Below are 18,657 nucleotides of genomic sequence, written 5' to 3'. Positions count from 1 at the left end.
GTACTAGTTAAAATCAAATTCGAATTCTTGAATGAACTTGATAAACTGATAAACAACTCTTTTTTCATTATTTTTCTGCGTAATGGCTACTAAATCGACTTGTGGATCCCAATCAAGCGGAACATAAATCAAGCCGTGATCAAGTTCAGGATAAATACAATAGAGACCTAATCCCAAGCCTTGTTTTGCCTTAAGCAATACATTTAAAGAAGATATTTCATCCGCATAAGTAATGATTAAGTTTTTATTCAAATGAATAATTTTGTTTTGAAGATTAATAATATCCTGTGCTGCCCATCTGTTATCTAAAAATAGCAATTTTTCATCTTGTAAATCGGTCAGTTTGACCATTGTTTTTTTACTCAAAGGGTTATTTCGAGGCATAATTGCCTTAAAGGGCTCTGATTCTATCGGATAAATTTTTACGTTACTTAAATCTTTTGCTTCTAACCCTGTCGTCAACATAATATCCAAATCGTTAGAAACTAATTTCTGTTTTAATTCGTTGCGGTTTAAATTTACCAATTCAAATTTAACTTGTGGAAACTTTATTTGAAATTGTTTTATCCACAGGGGAATATATTTATCATTAAATGGATTATATGAATAGCCAAAATTTATTTGCAAGCTTTCTTTTTTATCTTTTTCTTGAATATCCTGTACCGCAGAATAATAGTTATTAATTAATGGTCTAATTTTTTGATAAAAGTCTTTACCATTTTTTGTCACATTAACGTAGCGCTTATTGCGGTTAAACAACTTGACACCGACTTCATCTTCAATAGCATTTATATCATGCGTAACGGTTGGTTGCGTAGCATGAATTGCTTTAGCCGTTTTAGTGAAATTTTTTGTTTCTACTAAATTAACAAAAGTAACTAATTTTTTAATATCCATATGTATCTCTTATAATCTATTTCTATTATTAATAACTGATATTAATTTCACTTATAAGTATAAATAAAATATACTATTTTTGTAAACGGCTTATACAACAAATAAGGAGATTAAAATGGTTAAACATACAGAAGAAGCTACAAGTTCATGGATTACAGAAACTGCTACAAAAGTTAAGGCTGCTAAAGGTTCAGATTATGTAGAATTGGATCAAGGTCTGTTAACAGTTGATCAAATAGATGCACTACTCAACTGCCTACCACTTGAATTAATTACTATTGATAAAGATGATCGCTATGTATATTGCAACAACGAAATTCCTAAGAAAATGCTGCTTTCACCACGGTGGCCAGAAAAACTGGGACAAACTTTATCAGAAGTTCACAAAAAAGCTTCAATGCCCCATGTTCAAGAAATAATGGATTATGCCAAGACAGGTAAGACCTATAAGCTTATCAAGCCAAGTGCTGATGAGTACATGGTTGCTTCCTTTAAGAATATGACTGATAAAAATGAGCAATATGCTGGAGTCACAGAATGGATTGTTGATTTATTGCCAATCATTAACTGGTACTTAAAGCAAACTGGTCAAAAACTGATTCCTGATGAAAATAAAAAGGCAACCGATGTAGATTCTGGAGCTTCAATGCAAGCATAAATTATTAAATCCTCCAATATAATATTGGAGGATTTTTCTATAATTCATTTTGCAGGAAATCAATAAATTGTTTTACCACCTGCCTTTTATTATTTTTTTAACGACAGCCCCATAGCTAATAGTTGGACTTAAGGCCAATGGCACTTTTCTTAGTTGTTCATCAAAATCTGTATAAATAAATTTCAAACCTATTGTTATTCCTTGTAAAGCACTAACTAAAATCAGAGCACCAGCCAAATCATTTGTAAATGTTACGTTTAGGTTTGTATTTTCATTAATAATTTTATTCTGTAAATTAATCATTTCAATTCCAGTTAAGTCATTGTCAACAAAAATCAGATTCTGCATAGTAAAGTCTGTAATAGAAAGCTCAGATTTATTGGACAGAGAATTATTATATGGCACAATGGCAAAAAATTTATCTTTAAGTAAAGGGTAAAATTGTATATTTTTAAGATCTGATGCATCCCCTTTGCTTGTCAAAAACAAGTCAATATTTTCATTTTCCAAATATTGTTTTAACTTATTATGATCTAAAATCGTTATATTAAATTTGGTTTTAGGATATTGTATATTAAATTTTTTTATCCATTTTGGGATATTATTCAGATTATATGGTGTTACTGTACAGCCAATATTAATAATATCTGCTTCTTTTTCTTCATTAGATCGTATACTTTGAAGGGCTAAATAATACTTATTTATTAATGGCTTAACTTGATTATAAAAAATAAGTCCATTTTTAGTTGGTACTACATGCCGTTTATTTCGTACAAACAATTTTTGACCAGTTTCATCTTCTATTGACTTAATAATATAACTAACACTTGGCTGAGTAAGATTTAAATTCTGGGCAGTTCGTGTAAAGTTTTCAGTTTCTACCAAATTTACGAAAATTCTCAATTTATTAATATCCATAATCAATTTTCCTTATTTACCATAAAAGATTTCTATTTCTATTATAGAATTAATTCCATATAATTAATACTGTAAGCGCTACTTTTAGTTTTTTTGCGAAAGGAAGTAGATAATTATGGATTTTGGTTTAAAGAATAAAGTTGTTGTAATTACTGGATCAACCGGTGGAGTTGGTCAATCTCTGGTAAAAGAATTTGCAAAAGAAGGGGCAAAACTCTCCATTTCTTCAACTAGTCAAGAAAAATTAGATAAATTTGTGCCTAATTTAGATATTGATTCAGATCATTTGTTAACGTCAATAGTTGACGTAACCAAAGAAGATCAGGTTAAACAATTCATTTCAAAAACAATTAAGCATTATGGTAGTTTAGATGTTTTAGTACCCAATGCCGGTGATGAAGGCAAGTCCTTGCCAATTGAAAAGCAAACTTATGAAAATTTTGAGCATACTTTTGCAGTTAATGTTTTTGGAGTCATGTACTGTATGAAATATGCAGCACCACAAATGATTAAACAAAATTCAGGACATATCGTCGTAATAGCGTCAAACGGGTCAATGGTTGGAGCGCCGGCTATGTCACAATATTGTTCTTCTAAGCATGCAACACTTGGTTTAGTTAAAAGTGTCGCGTTGGAACTTGGTTCTCATGGCATTAATGTTAATGCAGTATCACCTGGAGCTATTGATACTGATATGATGAAAAGAATCGAAAAAATGGCTTTTCCTAATCTTACCCATGAAGAAGTATACAAGAAATATGCAGCCGCTTATCTCGATGATCGTTATGCTAGTCCGAAAGAAGTAGCTGATGTAGCGATCTTTTTAGCATCTGATCAAGCAAGTCATATCAATGGCGGTGCAGTACGAATCGATAATGGCATGGAAAGTACAAGCAGATAAATTTAAGGAGGTAAAACTATGAGTCAATATAGCGCAGAAGAAAAAGGCTTTCACGGCATAATTAAAGCTGTGATTGACGTTGATGAAAATAAAAACAAAATTAAGCAGATTTGGGCTGAAAATGTTACGCCGAATACGGTAGGTGCAGCGGGAATTGCAACTTGGCTGGAAAAAGCCAATGAAGAAAATTCCGTTGAAGTTGACGCAATTTCAGGTGCTTCAATTTCAACCGGTGCTTTAAGAAAGGCTGCTATCAAGGCTGCTAATGAAGCAGGAATAAAGACAAAAGCCGATGTAGATGCTGTATCGGGTGCCTCGCAACCTGATTCTCACACAAAAGAAAACGGTATTCCTGAGATTGCAAATTATCCGTTACTTAAAGAAACAGTTACCGATTATGATATCGACGAATATGACGGTGAATATGACTTAATTGTTGTTGGCTCCGGTGGTGCCGGTTTAGCCGCTGCTGCTACAGCCGCAGAAAATCACGCTTCTGTGATGGTAATTGAAAAGCAAGGCATCGCTGGTGGTACAACTAACTATTCCGGAGGTGTCATTCAAGCAGCGGGTACGGAATTACAAAAAGAATCTACTAAATATCAAAATGATTCTCCTGAAAATCATGAGCAGGAATATTTAAAAGCAGGTGAAGGTCGTGTTTACCAAGATTTAGTACATGATTTTACCCAAAACTCTCCGAAAAATATTGAGTGGCTGGCCAATATGGGCATTAAATGGACGAATGTCTATGGCCACTCTGAGATTCCTTATGCTAAAGACCATTTTGCGGATCGAATTCATGTTTATGAAAATGGCGGTGCCAGTGGCAACGGTATTATTTTAACCCAACATCTCCTCAAATATGCTTTAAAACAAGGAGCAGAAATTACTTATAATACTGCTGTAATAGGATTAATTACGGCTGGAGACGGCACTGAGCGCAAGGTGATCGGTGTTGTTACTGAAGGAAGAGACCATCAGCTTAAATATCTAAAAGCAAGACGCGGCGTCATTTTAGCAACAGCCTCGATTGACCAAAATGTAGCATTAGCTAAGGACTTGAGTCCTCAACATTATGAAGACGTTAAAGCTCATCATTGCTGGTCTGTCTTAACAGATCAAGGTGACGGCATTGTGATGGGCATGGCAATTGGCGCAGCCGTTACCGGCTTTGGCGGAACAATTGATTTTGATGCCAGAACTGGCAATGGTACTGATGACCGTGTTCCTACAATCCCTTCAATTTTTGTTAATGGCAATGGCTTAAGATTTGTTAACGAAGATGCAACTTATGCTTATGAATTCCGGGCAATTTTCAACGAGGAAAAGCAACTAGACAAACCAACTTATCAGATTTTTGGTGCAGATTCTATTAATGAAAAAACTAGTCCATGGAACCCAGAATCATTAGAGAGCGATGTCAAAAGCGGTTTAGTAGTCAAAGCCGATTCACTCGAAGAATTAGCAGACAAAATTAATGTTCCTAAAGCAAACCTGGTTAACAGCGTTAATACTTGGAATAAAAATACCGCTAATGGCGCAGATCCCGAATACAACAGAACAAATGGTGTAAGACCATTTTCCGGACCTTACTACGCATACCGCAACACGCCAGGCAATTTAGGCGCTTTAGGTGGACTAAAGATTAATAAGAAATGCAACGTACTTGATGTTTATAATCAACCTATTACGGGTTTGTACGCAGCAGGACTCAATGCTGGCGGCTGGCTTGGTTCATACTACCCTGGTTCTGGGACAGCCATCGGTGGCATCGTTCATCAAGGCCGGCGTGCAGCAAAGTCAGTTTTAGGGTTAGAATAAAGGATTTTAAAAAATGCTAACAACACGAATTAACAATTTTAAATGGCAGGCTGATTTCGATGTTATAGTTATTGGTTTTGGAGGAGCAGGCGCTACTGCCGCAAGGTTTGCTGCTGACAACAATTGCAAAGTGCTTTTAACAGATGTTGCACCCGTTGGCCACGAAGGTGGTAATACTCGTTATTGTGGACAAATGATTGCAGGTACTAAAAGCAAATCTTCTTATCAAAAATACTATTCCAAAATGACAGCACCCTTTGATCTTAATCAAAAAATCATAGATACTTTTGTTGATGGCGTAGCTGATATGCCTAATTACTTAAAAAAATACCTTCATGTTGAACCTTTCAGCTTTTTAGCACATCCAGACAGACCAGCAGTTCAATCGGTCAAAGGAGATTTCCCTGATTATCCTGACTATCCGGGAGCTTCCGACTATGACTTATACACTGTACATGATGGGTAGCAAATTGAAGACGGAGCTTTGTGGAAAGTACTCAGAAATGAGGTCATGAAACGCCTTGATCATATTACCATTTGGTATGAATCTCCGGCTATTCACTTAATGCAAGACTCAACCGGCAAAGTCATAGGAGCAGTAATCAACAGACATGGACAAGAAGTATACGTCCACGCCAAAAAAGGTGTTGTTCTCACAGCCGGCGGCTTTGAAAACGATCCTGAACGAATTCAGGATTACCTAGGCGTTCCTAAGATGGTACCAATGGGTACCTTATATAATAAGGGAGATTCTATCAATTTAAGTATTGAAGCTGGTGCTGATCAATGGCATACCAGTGTTTACAATGGCGGTGGTTTATATCATGGGTTGACTTATGCAGTTGCAAATGGCCAGCGGGGCATTTTATCATACACTTGGCCAGAACTATACACAGGCAGCATTTTCGTTGTAGGTAATGATGGCACACGTTACTTTGCAGAAGACCAGCATTCTAAAGCCGGCTATCTGTTTATTCATGGCTTTGGCAGACACCCATATCTGACTACACAATCTTGGATTATTTTTGACCAAAAGCAAAAAGCCAAATTGGAACAAATACAGGATAGTGCATTACAATCTGCTTTAAATAAAGCAATTGCAGCATCCTCTGCTAGTGAACTTGCTGCAAAACTTAATTTTGATTCAACCATTTTTACTAACACAGTTAAGGACTTTAACGAACTTGCTAAATTAGGTAAAGATTATTCATTTAGCAGAAATGGCCAAACAATGACCCCACTTGCTGATGGACAAATATACGCAATTAAGTTGCAACCTGCAGCTTTAAACACTCAGGGTGGTCCACGCAGAAACGAAAAGGCTGAAGTTTTAAAGCCAGATGGTTCGGCAATCAAGGGCTTATATAGTGCTGGCGAAGCCGGTAGTATAACCACTAATCAATATCAAGCTGGTCAAGATGTTGCAGAGTTGTTGATATTTGGTAAAATTGCTGGAGAAAATGTCGCCCAAGAACCAGTAGAAAAAGCGGATAGTGTTGCTCCACTCGACCCTAAAATTCTAGCTAGTGATGAACAAACAGAAAATTACCAACTTGGTGCCAATCAGTTTCTGGGTAAAAGTGATCAAGGCATGGGAAATGAATTCGTAGTCAAAGTAACCATGGATAAAAATAACCAAAATATCCAAGATATCAATGTAATCAAACAAAGTGAAACTAAGGAAATTGGTCAAAAAATCATTAAACCTTTGCTTCACAACATTATTGAATCTAATTCAACCAATGTTGATGCGGTTTCTGGGGCTTCACTGACTTCGAAAGCTGTTAAAAGCGCTGTAGATGATGCATTAGCAAAAATTAAATAATATAATTTCTTTATAAATTCTAAAAATTAAAATAACCACTTTTACTTCAATTAAAAGTAAAGTGGTTATTTTGATATTAGCTAGCAAGCATAAGCACTTTACAACTACGGCCATTACCCTCTTTAAATGATTGTATGAAGTTTATTCATCTAGTAATTTAAATAGTCTGCTTCTAAGCTTACTTGTTTGGACTGACCATGAATAATGTCTTTGATATTTTTCTCTGCATAATCAAAGCGTGAATGATCGAAAAATTCATAGCCATTTTTTTGAAAATTACCAGGGTGATATTTACCTGCCAAATCGTATATACCGTTAAATTTAATTTTGCTTATTTTTCATTACACCATTGTCATATAGTGTATCTTTAATCCAGTCACTCATCGCTGCCCTACCAAATTTCCATAATTTCTTTAACTTCCTCTGGGTCTGGGTTAAGAACTCCATCTGATACGCTTTCAACATCTTTTTTAATTGGGTCCTAACCTTCTAGATGACTAGCTTCAATAACTCCTCTTAGCTCAAAATACATAGCTTTATCAGACACATAAACGCCCTGAATAGTTTGTTTTTCATCGTTAATATCAAGTTTATATTCTTTGGACTGTAACATATTTAATAGATCGCCAGCTCTTTAATTTAAATAGATTGCAAAAGCATTAAGCACTCTTACTGACTAGTTTTCAGATGATTTAGCTACATTAATATCCCAAAATTTATCCTTCAATTGCTGACATACATTATTTGTTTTTTTAATTTTCTTCATTTAGCCAGTAAATTCGACCATCATCCGTTCTCTTTAAAAGATGATTTTCAATTAAATCTCGCCTTCTGGTAACATAATCAGCCACATAACGCATTAAAATTAAATTTACTTCCTGCTCAGAATATTTTTTTGCTGGTTCAAATTTAGTTGCCAAATATTGTATAATCAACAGCCGGTTTTTAGCCTTACCAGGCCAAACTTTAACAACTCCATCATTATCAACATAGCGCATTAATACTTCTTTATTCTTCATTTTTTCCATTTAAATTAATTATCCGATCAAACAACGACTTTTCAGCGGCAGAAATTTTATGAGCCACTTCAATTACTGCCAAATTAGGCTTTTTTAATAACGTTTTATGAATTGCAAGTGACAGTTCCGGATCGAGGGCACTAGTAGCTTCATCAGCGAGCAATACTGGCCGTTCAGAGAGAAAAGCACGTGCAATTTCAATTCTTTGGATTTGTCCTCCGGATAAATTTGCCCCCTTTTCACCAACCTGATAATCCCAGCCTTTTTCATCCACGAGTTCAGTTAGTCCCGCCGATTCAACTGCTTTAGCCAAACTTTCTGGAGAAGCCTTCCGCCCCAGTAAAATATTAAACTTAATTGTATCATCAAAGATAAACGGCTTTTGGTTAACGTAACTGAAATTATCGTGGGCTTTGGTCCAGTTGCCAGTGACATCTTCACCATCAATATAAACATGACCTTCACTAGGTTTAATTTTACCTAACATTAAATTTAACAACGTAGTCTTTCCCCAACCACTAGGTGCCATGAGCAAGATTTTTTCATTAGGTGCTACAGCAAGATTAAGATGAGTGAAAATTTCTCTGCCACCTTGACTGTATGTTGCATCTTCAACTTTCAAACCAGTAAATTTACCAGTTTTTGCATTTTTAGTACTGTCAGCTGAAAAAGACAGAGCCTGCTCTACTTTATCCCACATTGGTTTAGTAGACTTGATTGCATTCAATTGTTCAAAAATATTAACTATCGGGTTAATAAATTGATTGGATAGTTGCACTATCATAATTAAGGTACCAACGCCAATCTGTCCTTGCAGCATTAAGATGGCACCTACTAGAAACGGCAGTATAAAGCTAAAAATATCTGCAAAAGCCATAATGACTTCTCCTGCTGCAGCTTGTGTGAAGTTTAAGTTCTTTAATGCTTCTTCCATTCTTTTGGCACTATTAACCACTTTACTAATAGTCGAACTTTGGGCATCGTATAAGCCGACAGTCTGTGCTCCGTTTAACCCGTCATTTACACTCTGAGTGTATGCGACGTTATTTGTCTCCCAAACTTTTGCTTTTGTTTGAATTGTTTTGGTAAAAGCCCTTTGCACTAGTCCAGGAATTAAAGTAGTTACCATAAAAATTAAAGTTAAAATCCAGGAATTGATTAAACCAACTACTACTGATAGCAAAAAAGAAACTAATTCTGCAATGATCATTAGTTCATTTGTAGTCTTAGACGTCTCAATCTGTTTAAGATCGTTGGTCATCAGACTTAAACCATCCTTTTGTGAATCACTGCGTTGTTCAATCAGATAGCTCATCGTTTTGTCTTTAAGATAAACATTGACATCTTGAATAATAGCGCACTTGATATAACGGTACACAAAATTAGACAACATAATAATTAAGATTGTTGCGGCACCAATGCCAGCAATTCTAATTAAATTGCCGCTGTCGCCTTGACGATATTGCGCTGCATTTAACATGATCTTAGTGACATATGCAATTACCACATTGCCAAATGCCATTACTATTGCTAAAAGTGTGTAGGCAACGAGTTTCCATTTAGGTGCAAATTTTAATGAAGATTGCATTTTTCTACTCCTTCTTTATTATTAAAACGGTTAAAATATTTTTTGCTTAAACATATTAAAGCATGAATTATTTTTCTGGCTTTTTTATTTCTCATATATGAGAAAAAAGTGCATAATATCTTAAAAAGGACGAAATAACATGCAGTCAGGAATTGAATTTAAACAATTAAGGAAAAAACAGCATATTACGCTTAAAGAAGCAGCTAAAGGCATTTGTTCCATTCAAATGCTTTCTCGCTGGGAAAATAATCAAGGACACATGGATTTTAACCGGGTGTTAAAACTGTGCGAAAGAATTAGTTTATCCGCAACTGAATATATTGCGCTTGCTAAACTCGACCCGAAGGATCATATTGCACTTATTTTAGAAGAATCTTGGAATAACCACGACAAAAACTATTTGAAAAAACTGGCTCAAGCGGCATTAAATAAATATCAGTCAAGTCAAGATCCTTTTGACCTTGACTATGCAGCAATCGCCTGCAGTTTGTATTATAAAACTTCACAACACAACATCTTTCCTGTAGCCCAGCAAATCGAATTAAACCATCAGTTAAGTAAAATAACTGTTTGGGGCCATGAATTTCTTTCACTGTTTGCCAATGTTATACCTATTATTAGTCCTAGAATTATTTACCAAATCTCTGTTCAGGTTATCAGCAATATTTCTTTTATTAAAAAGGCAGGAGAAGGTACATTTCATTTTGGTATAGCAGCTCTATTTGAAGCTGTAATTGGTTTAATTACAAATAGTCAGTTTAAATTTGCAGACCAACTACTTACACGAATAAACCAGATTGACTTACCAGATAACGAAATGTTGTTAATTGTTGGGCGCAAATTTTTAAATGCAATTCTTACATTTCACAATACTGCCAATGATGAAGCAGCTGTCTCAATCATTCATTTTTTAACTAATATGGACATGCAAACTACGGCTGCTTATTTTCTGCAAATATTAAATCAGGTTAAAGCTTTAAACTAATCATAAAATTTATTAAATAAGTCTTCGATATCAATTCTTTCAACTGCGTATTGAATATCAGCTCTAACTAAGCTGGCTATAAGTTGCGTCAGCTTATCCTGCTCAATTTTTTCTAGAGGAACTAATATCAGGTTATTAGGCAAAGTTTCGTAATCATAATTAGCTAGCAACTTAGTCGTTTCAGGGGTAGACTGCATCTTTAAATACCGTTTATTTTGCTTTTTATTGTCTAGATCTTCGATGATGTGTCCTTTACCCATAAACAAGACCCTGTCAGCATATTGCTGCAAGTTAGACAAAAGGTGTGAAGCCATAATGATCAACTTGTTTTCATCCTTTAGTTTAAGAAGCATCTGGGAAATTAAAGCCACGTTCTGCGGATCAAGTCCATTCATTACTTCATCTAACAGCATTACAGGGGAATCAGTTGCTACTACCATTGCAAAACAAAGTCGCTGTTTCATCCCCAAAGAATAAGTCTGCACCTTCTTATCCACATAATTTCCCATTTGCAAGTCATTAATGACCTGCCCGACTGATTTGACAGAATTGTGCCAAAGATCAGCGTATAAATTAAGATGATCTCGTCCAGTCATAAAGGGAAACAGGTCGCTTTGTTCAGGAAACGAGCAGATTTCCTGGTGTAATTTAATCGTGTCTTTTTGTGTTTGATAACGTGTATTTTCATATTCAACAAACCCTTTTTGCGGCGTCAGATTATGCAAAATAACGTTGATCAAGGTCGACTTCCCCGTACCGTTAGGCGCTACGAGACCAACGATCTCGCCCTGCTTAAATTCCAAGTTAACGTCGTCTAAAACAACGTTCTTACCAAATGCCAATGTGACATCTTTTATTTTTAACATTTTAATCACCTCGTCTAACTAAAGGGATGCTTTTAATTTGCGTGAACAAAAACAGTAAAATTTCAATGACAAGTGCCAGACAAATGAGTGGCCCTAAGCCAGCAGTAAAGCCCCATCCGGGTGCATCCATCAAATAAGCCAAGTTGCCAGTAATACTGTCACCGATAGAAAAATAAGTCATAGGCCATTTTTCCAAAAACGGGTAAACAAAACCCATGCCCAACGAGAAGTAAAGCATCTTCGCACTGATAGCAAATAAACTGCTAAGCATGCCGGCAACATATTCGTTACGCAAAACGATTGATAGCAGAATTGTCAACCTGATAAAGATAAACGAAATAATGATTGCAAAAATGATAAACTGCAAATAATACATACCTAGTGTTTCAGTCCTAAAGGTTGCTTTGAAGTTTATTTTGCCTAAATAATCAACAGTATTTAGTCTTAATGATCCCAAACCATATCTAGGTGCTATACAAAGAAGAGCAATTATCCCAGCTACTACAAAGTCAAGCAAAACCCCTACTTCAACAACTCCAGTTTTCAACCATAAAATGGTACGTTTACTTAAAGGAATATTTTCCAAGACCGTATAATATTTCCTGTCATTAGTCACAATGTCTGCAGCAAAGAAACAAACTATCACTACCATTATTAAGACTGCCCAGCCAGAAAGTGAGTTTTGAATTACTTGTAAGGCTGTGCGTTCTTCCAAAATATTTTTATTCAGCTCTGTTTGCTTATCCTTTTTACCGGCTAAAAGTGCGTTATACAAGTGATACGTCCGTTGATAGCCAAAATGACCATCCTGCTTAAAATTATCATTTTGATTGTACGCAGCTGGATACAAAAAGTTTTGGTTACCCTCTACAAAGATTAACTCGTCAATATATTGATAACGAGCACTGGCGTTTTTAGCATAAGCATCCCAGTCTTTTTTCTTTATAGCAAGCAATATTTTTTTATCATAAGATAAGACCTGTGGGTAAGTACTGACAGCGTCCACTGCCCCTTTGCTAGGAATAGAATAATAACCTGGCTTCTTGGAATAAGCAATCTCTTGCATAGCCACTTTTAAAAAGGCCGTGTCATCAATATATTCCTTTCTGATAGGCTTGGCATCGACCTGTTCAATTACTTGACGGTTAGGCACACTGACCAGACTAAAATATAAAGACATAATCACAGTAGCAATAAACAATCCAATATTTTTGGGATTAACCAAAAAAGCCTTCAACTGAAAGAGGAAATAACGCCATTTCATCGTGCAATACCTCCTTTATTAACCAAGTGTCTGAACCAGATGATCAAAATAAATGACCAAACTAATAGGATACAGCCGCTGGTGACTAAGTTTAGCCCTGCAAATCCTGTTTTACTTGCCACAGTGCCATTAAGCACATCATTAACATTTAAATATGCAGATGGCAGCCAAGCAATAAATTTAAGCATTTTGGCAGGCAAATACGTTAATACATATAGAGCAATACCAATAAAGGTAGTAAGGTATACATTTTTAGTCAACTGGTTAAGAAGTAAAGTTAAACTGGTCACAAATACTACCAATACTGCGGTATAAAGTAAAAAGAGCAAACAATCCAACCAGACTGGGATTGCTATTATTTTATTAAAGTAAAAAACATTAGGATAATTTAAACTGCGAAAGCCATTTCGTAAGCCAGAAAAAAGATATGCACCAACTAATCCAATAAGTAAAGGACCCAAGGTTAAAGCCAAATTGATCATGGTTTTGCCTTTAACCTCATCTTCTACACGATAAGGGATATTGCGTAAAACCGTCTTATGATCCAACTTAACCATCCACACATCATTAGAAATAAGCAAAATATAAAAGAAAATAAAAATAGCCACAAAATTGAGAATATAGATTAAATAAGTTGCTGATGCCTTTGAATTCATAACTGCAGGTATATGATGACGATAAAGATATTTATACGTAACTAATCTTTGATGCAATTGATATTTGGGCGGAACGTTCAATGTACTGGCTCCCAGATAATTATTCCGGTAGCCATCTAACATGGTTTGAAATAACGTGATCGACCCGTCTAGATAAGTTTGTGGATCACTTAAAACTTCCCCATTTTGCAAACTGAAAATACAACCTTCTTGAGCATTTAAATTGTCATAAGTCTCTTTATATTCTTGTTTACGTAATAGACTGCTGTCAAAATAACTGATATTAACCTCAAGAGAATCATAGTATGAGCGCCACTGACGGTAGTTATCTCCCAAGTTTTGAGCTTCAACCACTAGTACAAAGAGAACCATGAATAAAACCAAAGCGCCCATTAACAGAATATTTTTCTTTGATTTGCGTGCAATATTAAAATTTGCCTTAAAATAAGTTCCTTTCATGAAAATTCCTGCCTGACTCACTAAAAATGAAAAGTAATTAACAATGATTTTATCATATTTTGATTAGCTTTATTATAGCTAAAAATAAAGACTTCATTATGTTGCAAATATATTTTCAATTATATAGTTTGCTTATTTTTAAAACAAAAACTTATCTAGTTTTTTAATTATAAATCAAGTAAAAAAAGCTACTGAACTAAAGTTTTAAGACGTAATCCAGAAGTTTTTAATGTTCAATTGTAGTAATACAATATTTAATTAAGTGTCAGTAAATACTGTGATTTTAAATTTTATATGCAAAAAAAGCTGATAATTGTCGCTTTACCCGACATTTATCAGCTTTCTTACATTAGTATTGGTAAACAAAACAATTAAGAGCTAACACAAAACTAATTTTCCTGAATTAAATTTTATTTAAGTGATTGGCCATTCGTTTCTATTACATTTTTATACCAATATGCCGATTTTTTAAGCATCCGTTTATATGTTCCTTTTCCATCATTATGCTTATCTACATAAATTAAGCCATATCGCTTATCCATTTCACCAGTACCTGCAGAAACTAGGTCTATACAACCCCACATTGTATATCCCATTAAATCAACACCATCTTTTTCAACTGCGTCAAGCATCGATTTTAAGTTCATTTTTAAATATTTAATTCTATAATCATCTTCAATTTTTCCATTTTCATTTATTTTATCAATAGCACCTAAACCATTTTCAACAATCCATAATGGCTTATGATACCTATCATATAATGTATTTAAAGCTATTCTGAGCGAGTTGGGATCTAAAGCCCAGCCCCAGTCATTTGTTTCAAGATATGGATTTTTCACACCAGCTTGTAAATTAGCTGAAAAGTCTGTCTCTCCAATATGATTAGTAACTGTATTTGAAGTGTAACAAGAAAAGCTTAAGAAATCGGCTCTAAAATGATTAATTAACTCGTAATCTTTAGGAGTATCATTTAATTTTATATGCTTCTCTTATATTCTTGAAGCTTATAATCAGAGTAAAAGCCTCCAGTTTGGACGTCAGCATAGAACAATGTATCTTGCATCATTTTCATTGCTGCTAACTGGTCGTTAGGATCTGAAGTTAATGCATATACTGGACTATATGCTACCATTTCTCCGACCTTCAGTTCTGGATCAATTTCATGAGCCATTTTGACAGTCATAGCACTAGCAACAAATTGATTATGTGCAGCTTGAGCTCTTTTCTCTTTTGAACCATCAATTAATCCACCTGCTAAGAATGGATTTACATCCATACAATTAATTTCGTTGAATGTTAGCCAATATTTGACTCTATCATGATATCTATTAATTACTAACTCAGCATATCTCATAAACAGTTCAATTAGCTTTCTACTTTCCCAACCATTATATTTAATTGCTAAGTGTAATGGTGTTTCATAATGAGAAAGAGTTACCAAAGGCTCTATATTATATTTTTTTAGTTCATTAAAGACTTTATCATAAAATTCAAGTCCTTTTTGATTCGGCTTTTTTTCCTCTCCGGTAGGAAATATTCTTGACCAATTGATACTCATACGGAAAGTTTTAAAACCTATTTCAGCAAAAAGCTTTATATCTTCCTTGTAATGATGATAAAAGTCTGATGCTTCATGACTTGGATAGTAATATTTTTGTTCAATAACAGCTGGTACTGTTCCCTCAGGTACAACTCTTTGTCCTGAACCAAATAAGAAGTCCTTAGCGCCTGTTGCACCTGTTTTCAAATTTTTCCAAGTTACCTTTCTAGGCTTTCCATAAGAGCCATTAGTCATTACATCTGCAGTACTTAAACCTTTGCCATCTTCTAAATATGCTCCTTCATATTGGTTAGCAGCTGTTGCACCACCCCATAAAAAGTTCTGATTAAATCCCATAATAGTCTCCTTAATTATTAAGAATTAAATAAAGCATTATTTTTTATAGTAACACTTTTTGAAGCGTCATTTTCTGGAACTTTGAATAGAATATAGGTTGCTATAAACGTTACAATCATTGAAACAAAAACACTGACAATTCCCCATACAAGATTCATTGCATTTGGTCCTATAAGACAAGCAAGACCAATGGGACCACCATTACCTGCCATAGCATAAGCCTTTACTTGCATCAAGCCACCAAAAATGCCACCAGCAAAACTACCTATCATGGAACCATATAACGGTGTTTTATATTTTGCACTGATGCCAAAAAGTGCCGGTTCAGTAATTCCCCCAGCAAACATAGTAAAAGCACATGAAAAGGCATTAGATCTTAATACTTTATTGTTTTTGGCTTTAACACCTACAGCTAAACAAGTGGCTCCTTGTGCAAAATTACTTACAAACATACCAATTGTAGTTATAGGCTCATATCCTAAAGTAGCAAACGCTTGAACTGAATAAGGATTAAGAACAGTATGCATACCTGTCATAACCATCAAAGGATAGATTGCTGCAAAAATTCCTATTCCTAAAAAGCCTGTCGTAGAATAAAGCCATAGAATTCCTTTCATTAGCCAATTTCCAATAAAATAACCAATAGGTCCAATAATCCATAATGTTAAAGGAGCAGCAATCATAATCGTTAAAAATGGAACTAAAATTGACTTTAATACATTAGGAACAAACCTTTTTAAATATCTCTCAATATAAGACATAACAAATACAGCTAGAATTGTCGGAAATAATGAGAATGTGTAGTTGGCCTTGAATATTGGAATATTAAATAATGAAATTGCATCACCTTTAGCAACGCTTTGTATAAAGGCGGGAGAAATTAAAACTGCTCCTAATAGCATACCAATTGGTTCGCTTGTACCAAACTTTTTAGCTGAAGTTGAGCCTACAAATATTGGCAAAAAGTAAAATCCTGCATCACTAATAAAATTTAAGACAAAATACGTTGGGTTCTTTGTACTCATTACATTTAATGTCGTTAGCAGTAATAGCAAGACTTTAATCATTCCCGTTCCCATAAGAATTGGAATGACAGGAACAATACAACCAGATAAAATATCTAAAAAGCTGCTAAATGAAAATTTACCCTTACTCTTCTTTTTTTCTTGAGTATTATTAGAGCTGTTATCAGTAGCTGGCTTTAAATGGTTTTCTTCAATTATCTGATTATATGCAGTCTCAACATCTTGTCCTATAATAATTTGAAATTGTTCACCTGACCACTGCGTACCAACTACTTTATCTAATTGCTCTATCTTTTTTTGCTGAACTAAACTTTTATCTTTTAAGTTAAAACGTAATCTTGTTACACAATGAGTGAAAAAAACAATATTGTCTTTTCCTCCAAGTAACTCAACAATATGAATAGAAATATCATTATACTTAGTCATTTAAAATTCTCCTTTTCTATAAAAAAACCCTTGATAAACAAAGCAAAAGTATTAACCATACAATTGTTCATTCATCAAGGGTTATGCCTAAAACAAGTTACAATCCCTATCATGATCTTAATCTATTAATATGTAATATAAGATATAGTTTTTCTTCATCAGACAAAACTATGTCTTGATGAGTTAAATAGTCTGAAATTTTTTCCACACATTTAAAAGTATCCGGATATTCTTTAGTTACCGATTTAAACATACTTTTATTAACTGATGAAATATTTTTATGATCACCTTTATTTTTTAGCAGATACTGTAAATGTGTGACAAATCTAGAATAATTAAAACCAGTTTTATCAATATACAGCTTGAAATATCTTGAAACTATATCCACTATATCAGAAATAATAATGTGGTCATTATTATGACTACTAGTATCAATGGCTTGAGCATTAATAAAATGTAACGCAATATTGCATGCTTCATCTCTTGGTAAAAGAACTGACAAATCTTTACTGATGATATGAAGTGCTTTTTCTCCTAATTCATATTCTTTAGGATATAAATTTTGGATATCATATTTTAATGGTGCTGGTAATATCATTCCCTTCTTTACTAACTTAATTGTAAAATTAATATGATCTGCAAGAGTAAAAACTAGGTTTGAGCTTATTGGCTTATCGATATTTGTGCGTACCATGTCAACGACTTTAATTGATACGTTCATTACTTGTTCAGGTATTGTATTTATCAATTCTAGATATGATGGCTCAATATCATAAAACGTTCTTTCTATCTTAGAAAGATCATCAATTTTATAAGGGGTTTTCGGGTATCCTATGCCCTTTCCTATAGCTATTAATTCCTTATTATTGTTATCTAGACAAATTGCAATATTATTATTAACCTTTTTAATTACTTGCATAAGAGGTCCTATCCTTTGATAATTACACCAACTGAATCTCCTACTCGTACGTTCTCTTTTACATTAATAGAAATATGGTAAGACTTTGAATTTGTAATAACCATTGGTGTGATCAAGTTATATCCCATGTTAGTTATAACCTCTTGGTTTACACGAATAATCGGATCTCCAATATTTACCACATCACCTTGACTAACAAGTTTTTCAAAACCCTTACCATTTAAATTTACCGTATCCACTCCTATATGTATCAATACTTCAGCACCATTTTTAGCAGTTATTCCAATAGCGTGAAGAGTGGATGGAATTAAGGTAACTTTACCCTCACATGGCGAAAATATTGTAGATTCAGTAAATTTGAATGCAATGCCAGGTCCCATCATTTGACTGGCAAACACTTTATCTGGGACTTCTTTTAGCGAAACAACTTTTCCATTAACAGGAGAAAACAGCTCAATCTTTTTTTTAAACATATTTTTAAATTCCATCTGTACCTCCTTAATTAAGTCTTTTACTTTAAAGTAGCACTT

15 protein-coding genes and 2 pseudogenes are annotated in these 18,657 nt (G+C 34.3%); 6 read left to right on the top strand and 11 right to left on the bottom strand.

Annotation, left to right across the window (positions count from 1 at the left end; all coding sequences use genetic code 11):
* Positions 1-3: 3 nt before the first annotated feature.
* Positions 4-897, bottom strand: coding sequence for a LysR family transcriptional regulator (locus DKL58_RS00260; protein WP_109585666.1), 894 nt, complete (start codon positions 895-897; stop codon positions 4-6).
* Between the two features lie 115 nt (positions 898-1,012).
* Between DKL58_RS00260 and DKL58_RS00255 the strand changes: the two genes are divergently transcribed.
* Entirely contained in the window at positions 1,013-1,555 is a 543-nt protein-coding gene (locus tag DKL58_RS00255) for a PAS domain-containing protein (RefSeq protein ID WP_109585665.1), read from the top strand.
* 72 nt (positions 1,556-1,627) lie between these two features.
* Here DKL58_RS00255 and DKL58_RS00250 read toward each other — a convergent pair whose 3' ends face one another.
* Positions 1,628-2,473 carry a LysR family transcriptional regulator gene (locus tag DKL58_RS00250; protein ID WP_109585664.1) on the bottom strand — a complete coding sequence of 282 codons (846 nt, stop codon included), beginning with the start codon at positions 2,471-2,473 and terminating at the stop codon, positions 1,628-1,630.
* Between the two features lie 115 nt (positions 2,474-2,588).
* Between DKL58_RS00250 and DKL58_RS00245 the strand changes: the two genes are divergently transcribed.
* From DKL58_RS00245 to DKL58_RS09570, 4 genes and pseudogenes are all read left to right on the top strand, one after another.
* Positions 2,589-3,374 (top strand): SDR family NAD(P)-dependent oxidoreductase, encoded by a 786-nt coding sequence (locus DKL58_RS00245; protein WP_109585663.1) that lies wholly within the window; start codon positions 2,589-2,591, stop codon positions 3,372-3,374.
* Between the two features lie 18 nt (positions 3,375-3,392).
* The gene (locus DKL58_RS00240) at positions 3,393-5,198 is read left to right on the top strand and encodes an FAD-dependent oxidoreductase (RefSeq protein ID WP_109585662.1); all 1,806 of its coding nucleotides are present in this window, start codon (positions 3,393-3,395) and stop codon (positions 5,196-5,198) included.
* A gap of 13 nt (positions 5,199-5,211) precedes the next feature.
* Positions 5,212-6,576, top strand: a pseudogene (locus tag DKL58_RS09575) (FAD-binding protein); the annotation flags it as partial.
* 213 nt (positions 6,577-6,789) lie between these two features.
* Positions 6,790-7,023, top strand: coding sequence for an FMN-binding protein (locus DKL58_RS09570; RefSeq protein WP_275425098.1), 234 nt, complete (start codon positions 6,790-6,792; stop codon positions 7,021-7,023).
* 752 nt (positions 7,024-7,775) lie between these two features.
* Here DKL58_RS09570 and DKL58_RS00225 read toward each other — a convergent pair.
* Both DKL58_RS00225 and DKL58_RS00220 read right to left on the bottom strand, forming a co-directional pair.
* On the bottom strand, positions 7,776-8,042 hold the full coding sequence (locus tag DKL58_RS00225; RefSeq protein ID WP_162542302.1) for a DUF2087 domain-containing protein: 267 nt from the start codon (positions 8,040-8,042) through the stop codon (positions 7,776-7,778).
* The gene (locus DKL58_RS00220) at positions 8,032-9,630 is read right to left on the bottom strand and encodes an ABC transporter ATP-binding protein (protein WP_109585658.1); all 1,599 of its coding nucleotides are present in this window, start codon (positions 9,628-9,630) and stop codon (positions 8,032-8,034) included. The genes DKL58_RS00225 and DKL58_RS00220 overlap by 11 nt, the downstream gene beginning before the upstream one ends.
* Before the next feature lie 139 nt (positions 9,631-9,769).
* Between DKL58_RS00220 and DKL58_RS00215 the strand changes: the two genes are divergently transcribed.
* On the top strand, positions 9,770-10,615 hold the full coding sequence (locus DKL58_RS00215; RefSeq protein WP_109585657.1) for a helix-turn-helix domain-containing protein: 846 nt from the start codon (positions 9,770-9,772) through the stop codon (positions 10,613-10,615).
* Here DKL58_RS00215 and DKL58_RS00210 read toward each other — a convergent pair.
* The 7 genes and pseudogenes from DKL58_RS00210 to DKL58_RS00180 form a co-directional block, all read right to left on the bottom strand.
* Positions 10,612-11,481, bottom strand: coding sequence for an ABC transporter ATP-binding protein (locus tag DKL58_RS00210; protein WP_109585656.1), 870 nt, complete (start codon positions 11,479-11,481; stop codon positions 10,612-10,614). The two genes, DKL58_RS00215 and DKL58_RS00210, sit on opposite strands and share 4 nt — an antisense overlap.
* Position 11,482: 1 nt before the next feature.
* Positions 11,483-12,745 carry a tellurium resistance protein TerC gene (locus tag DKL58_RS00205; RefSeq protein ID WP_109585655.1) on the bottom strand — a complete coding sequence of 421 codons (1,263 nt, stop codon included), beginning with the start codon at positions 12,743-12,745 and terminating at the stop codon, positions 11,483-11,485.
* Complete coding sequence (locus DKL58_RS00200) at positions 12,742-13,860, bottom strand: ABC transporter permease (RefSeq protein WP_109585654.1); 1,119 nt, start codon at positions 13,858-13,860, stop codon at positions 12,742-12,744. Before DKL58_RS00200 ends, DKL58_RS00205 begins: the two co-directional genes overlap by 4 nt.
* Positions 13,861-14,270: 410 nt before the next feature.
* A pseudogene (locus tag DKL58_RS00195) lies at positions 14,271-15,757 on the bottom strand (glycoside hydrolase family 1 protein).
* A 17-nt stretch (positions 15,758-15,774) separates the two neighbouring features.
* On the bottom strand, positions 15,775-17,208 hold the full coding sequence (locus tag DKL58_RS00190) for a PTS transporter subunit EIIC (protein WP_109585653.1): 1,434 nt from the start codon (positions 17,206-17,208) through the stop codon (positions 15,775-15,777).
* 109 nt (positions 17,209-17,317) lie between these two features.
* Positions 17,318-18,127 (bottom strand): PRD domain-containing protein, encoded by an 810-nt coding sequence (locus tag DKL58_RS00185; protein WP_109585652.1) that lies wholly within the window; start codon positions 18,125-18,127, stop codon positions 17,318-17,320.
* Between the two features lie 8 nt (positions 18,128-18,135).
* Entirely contained in the window at positions 18,136-18,615 is a 480-nt protein-coding gene (locus tag DKL58_RS00180; protein WP_109585651.1) for a PTS sugar transporter subunit IIA, read from the bottom strand.
* Between the last annotated feature and the right edge of the window lie 42 nt (positions 18,616-18,657).

Source organism: Lactobacillus kullabergensis (assembly GCF_003151025.1).
Lineage (GTDB): Bacteria > Bacillota > Bacilli > Lactobacillales > Lactobacillaceae > Lactobacillus > Lactobacillus kullabergensis.
This window is presented reverse-complemented; position numbering and strand designations above follow the sequence as displayed.

Excerpts from the sequence above, each read along its gene's own strand:
- DKL58_RS00260 (WP_109585666.1), bottom strand. The coding sequence starts at position 897 with ATGGATATTAAAAAATTAGTTACTTTTGTTAATTTAGTAGAAACAAAA.
- DKL58_RS00255 (WP_109585665.1), top strand. The coding sequence starts at position 1,013 with ATGGTTAAACATACAGAAGAAGCTACAAGTTCATGGATTACAGAAACT.
- DKL58_RS00250 (WP_109585664.1), bottom strand. The coding sequence starts at position 2,473 with ATGGATATTAATAAATTGAGAATTTTCGTAAATTTGGTAGAAACTGAA.
- DKL58_RS00245 (WP_109585663.1), top strand. The coding sequence starts at position 2,589 with ATGGATTTTGGTTTAAAGAATAAAGTTGTTGTAATTACTGGATCAACC.
- DKL58_RS00240 (WP_109585662.1), top strand. The coding sequence starts at position 3,393 with ATGAGTCAATATAGCGCAGAAGAAAAAGGCTTTCACGGCATAATTAAA.
- DKL58_RS09570 (WP_275425098.1), top strand. The coding sequence starts at position 6,790 with ATGGGAAATGAATTCGTAGTCAAAGTAACCATGGATAAAAATAACCAA.
- DKL58_RS00225 (WP_162542302.1), bottom strand. The coding sequence starts at position 8,042 with ATGAAGAATAAAGAAGTATTAATGCGCTATGTTGATAATGATGGAGTT.
- DKL58_RS00220 (WP_109585658.1), bottom strand. The coding sequence starts at position 9,630 with ATGCAATCTTCATTAAAATTTGCACCTAAATGGAAACTCGTTGCCTAC.
- DKL58_RS00215 (WP_109585657.1), top strand. The coding sequence starts at position 9,770 with ATGCAGTCAGGAATTGAATTTAAACAATTAAGGAAAAAACAGCATATT.
- DKL58_RS00210 (WP_109585656.1), bottom strand. The coding sequence starts at position 11,481 with ATGTTAAAAATAAAAGATGTCACATTGGCATTTGGTAAGAACGTTGTT.
- DKL58_RS00205 (WP_109585655.1), bottom strand. The coding sequence starts at position 12,745 with ATGAAATGGCGTTATTTCCTCTTTCAGTTGAAGGCTTTTTTGGTTAAT.
- DKL58_RS00200 (WP_109585654.1), bottom strand. The coding sequence starts at position 13,860 with ATGAAAGGAACTTATTTTAAGGCAAATTTTAATATTGCACGCAAATCA.
- DKL58_RS00190 (WP_109585653.1), bottom strand. The coding sequence starts at position 17,208 with ATGACTAAGTATAATGATATTTCTATTCATATTGTTGAGTTACTTGGA.
- DKL58_RS00185 (WP_109585652.1), bottom strand. The coding sequence starts at position 18,127 with ATGCAAGTAATTAAAAAGGTTAATAATAATATTGCAATTTGTCTAGAT.
- DKL58_RS00180 (WP_109585651.1), bottom strand. The coding sequence starts at position 18,615 with ATGGAATTTAAAAATATGTTTAAAAAAAAGATTGAGCTGTTTTCTCCT.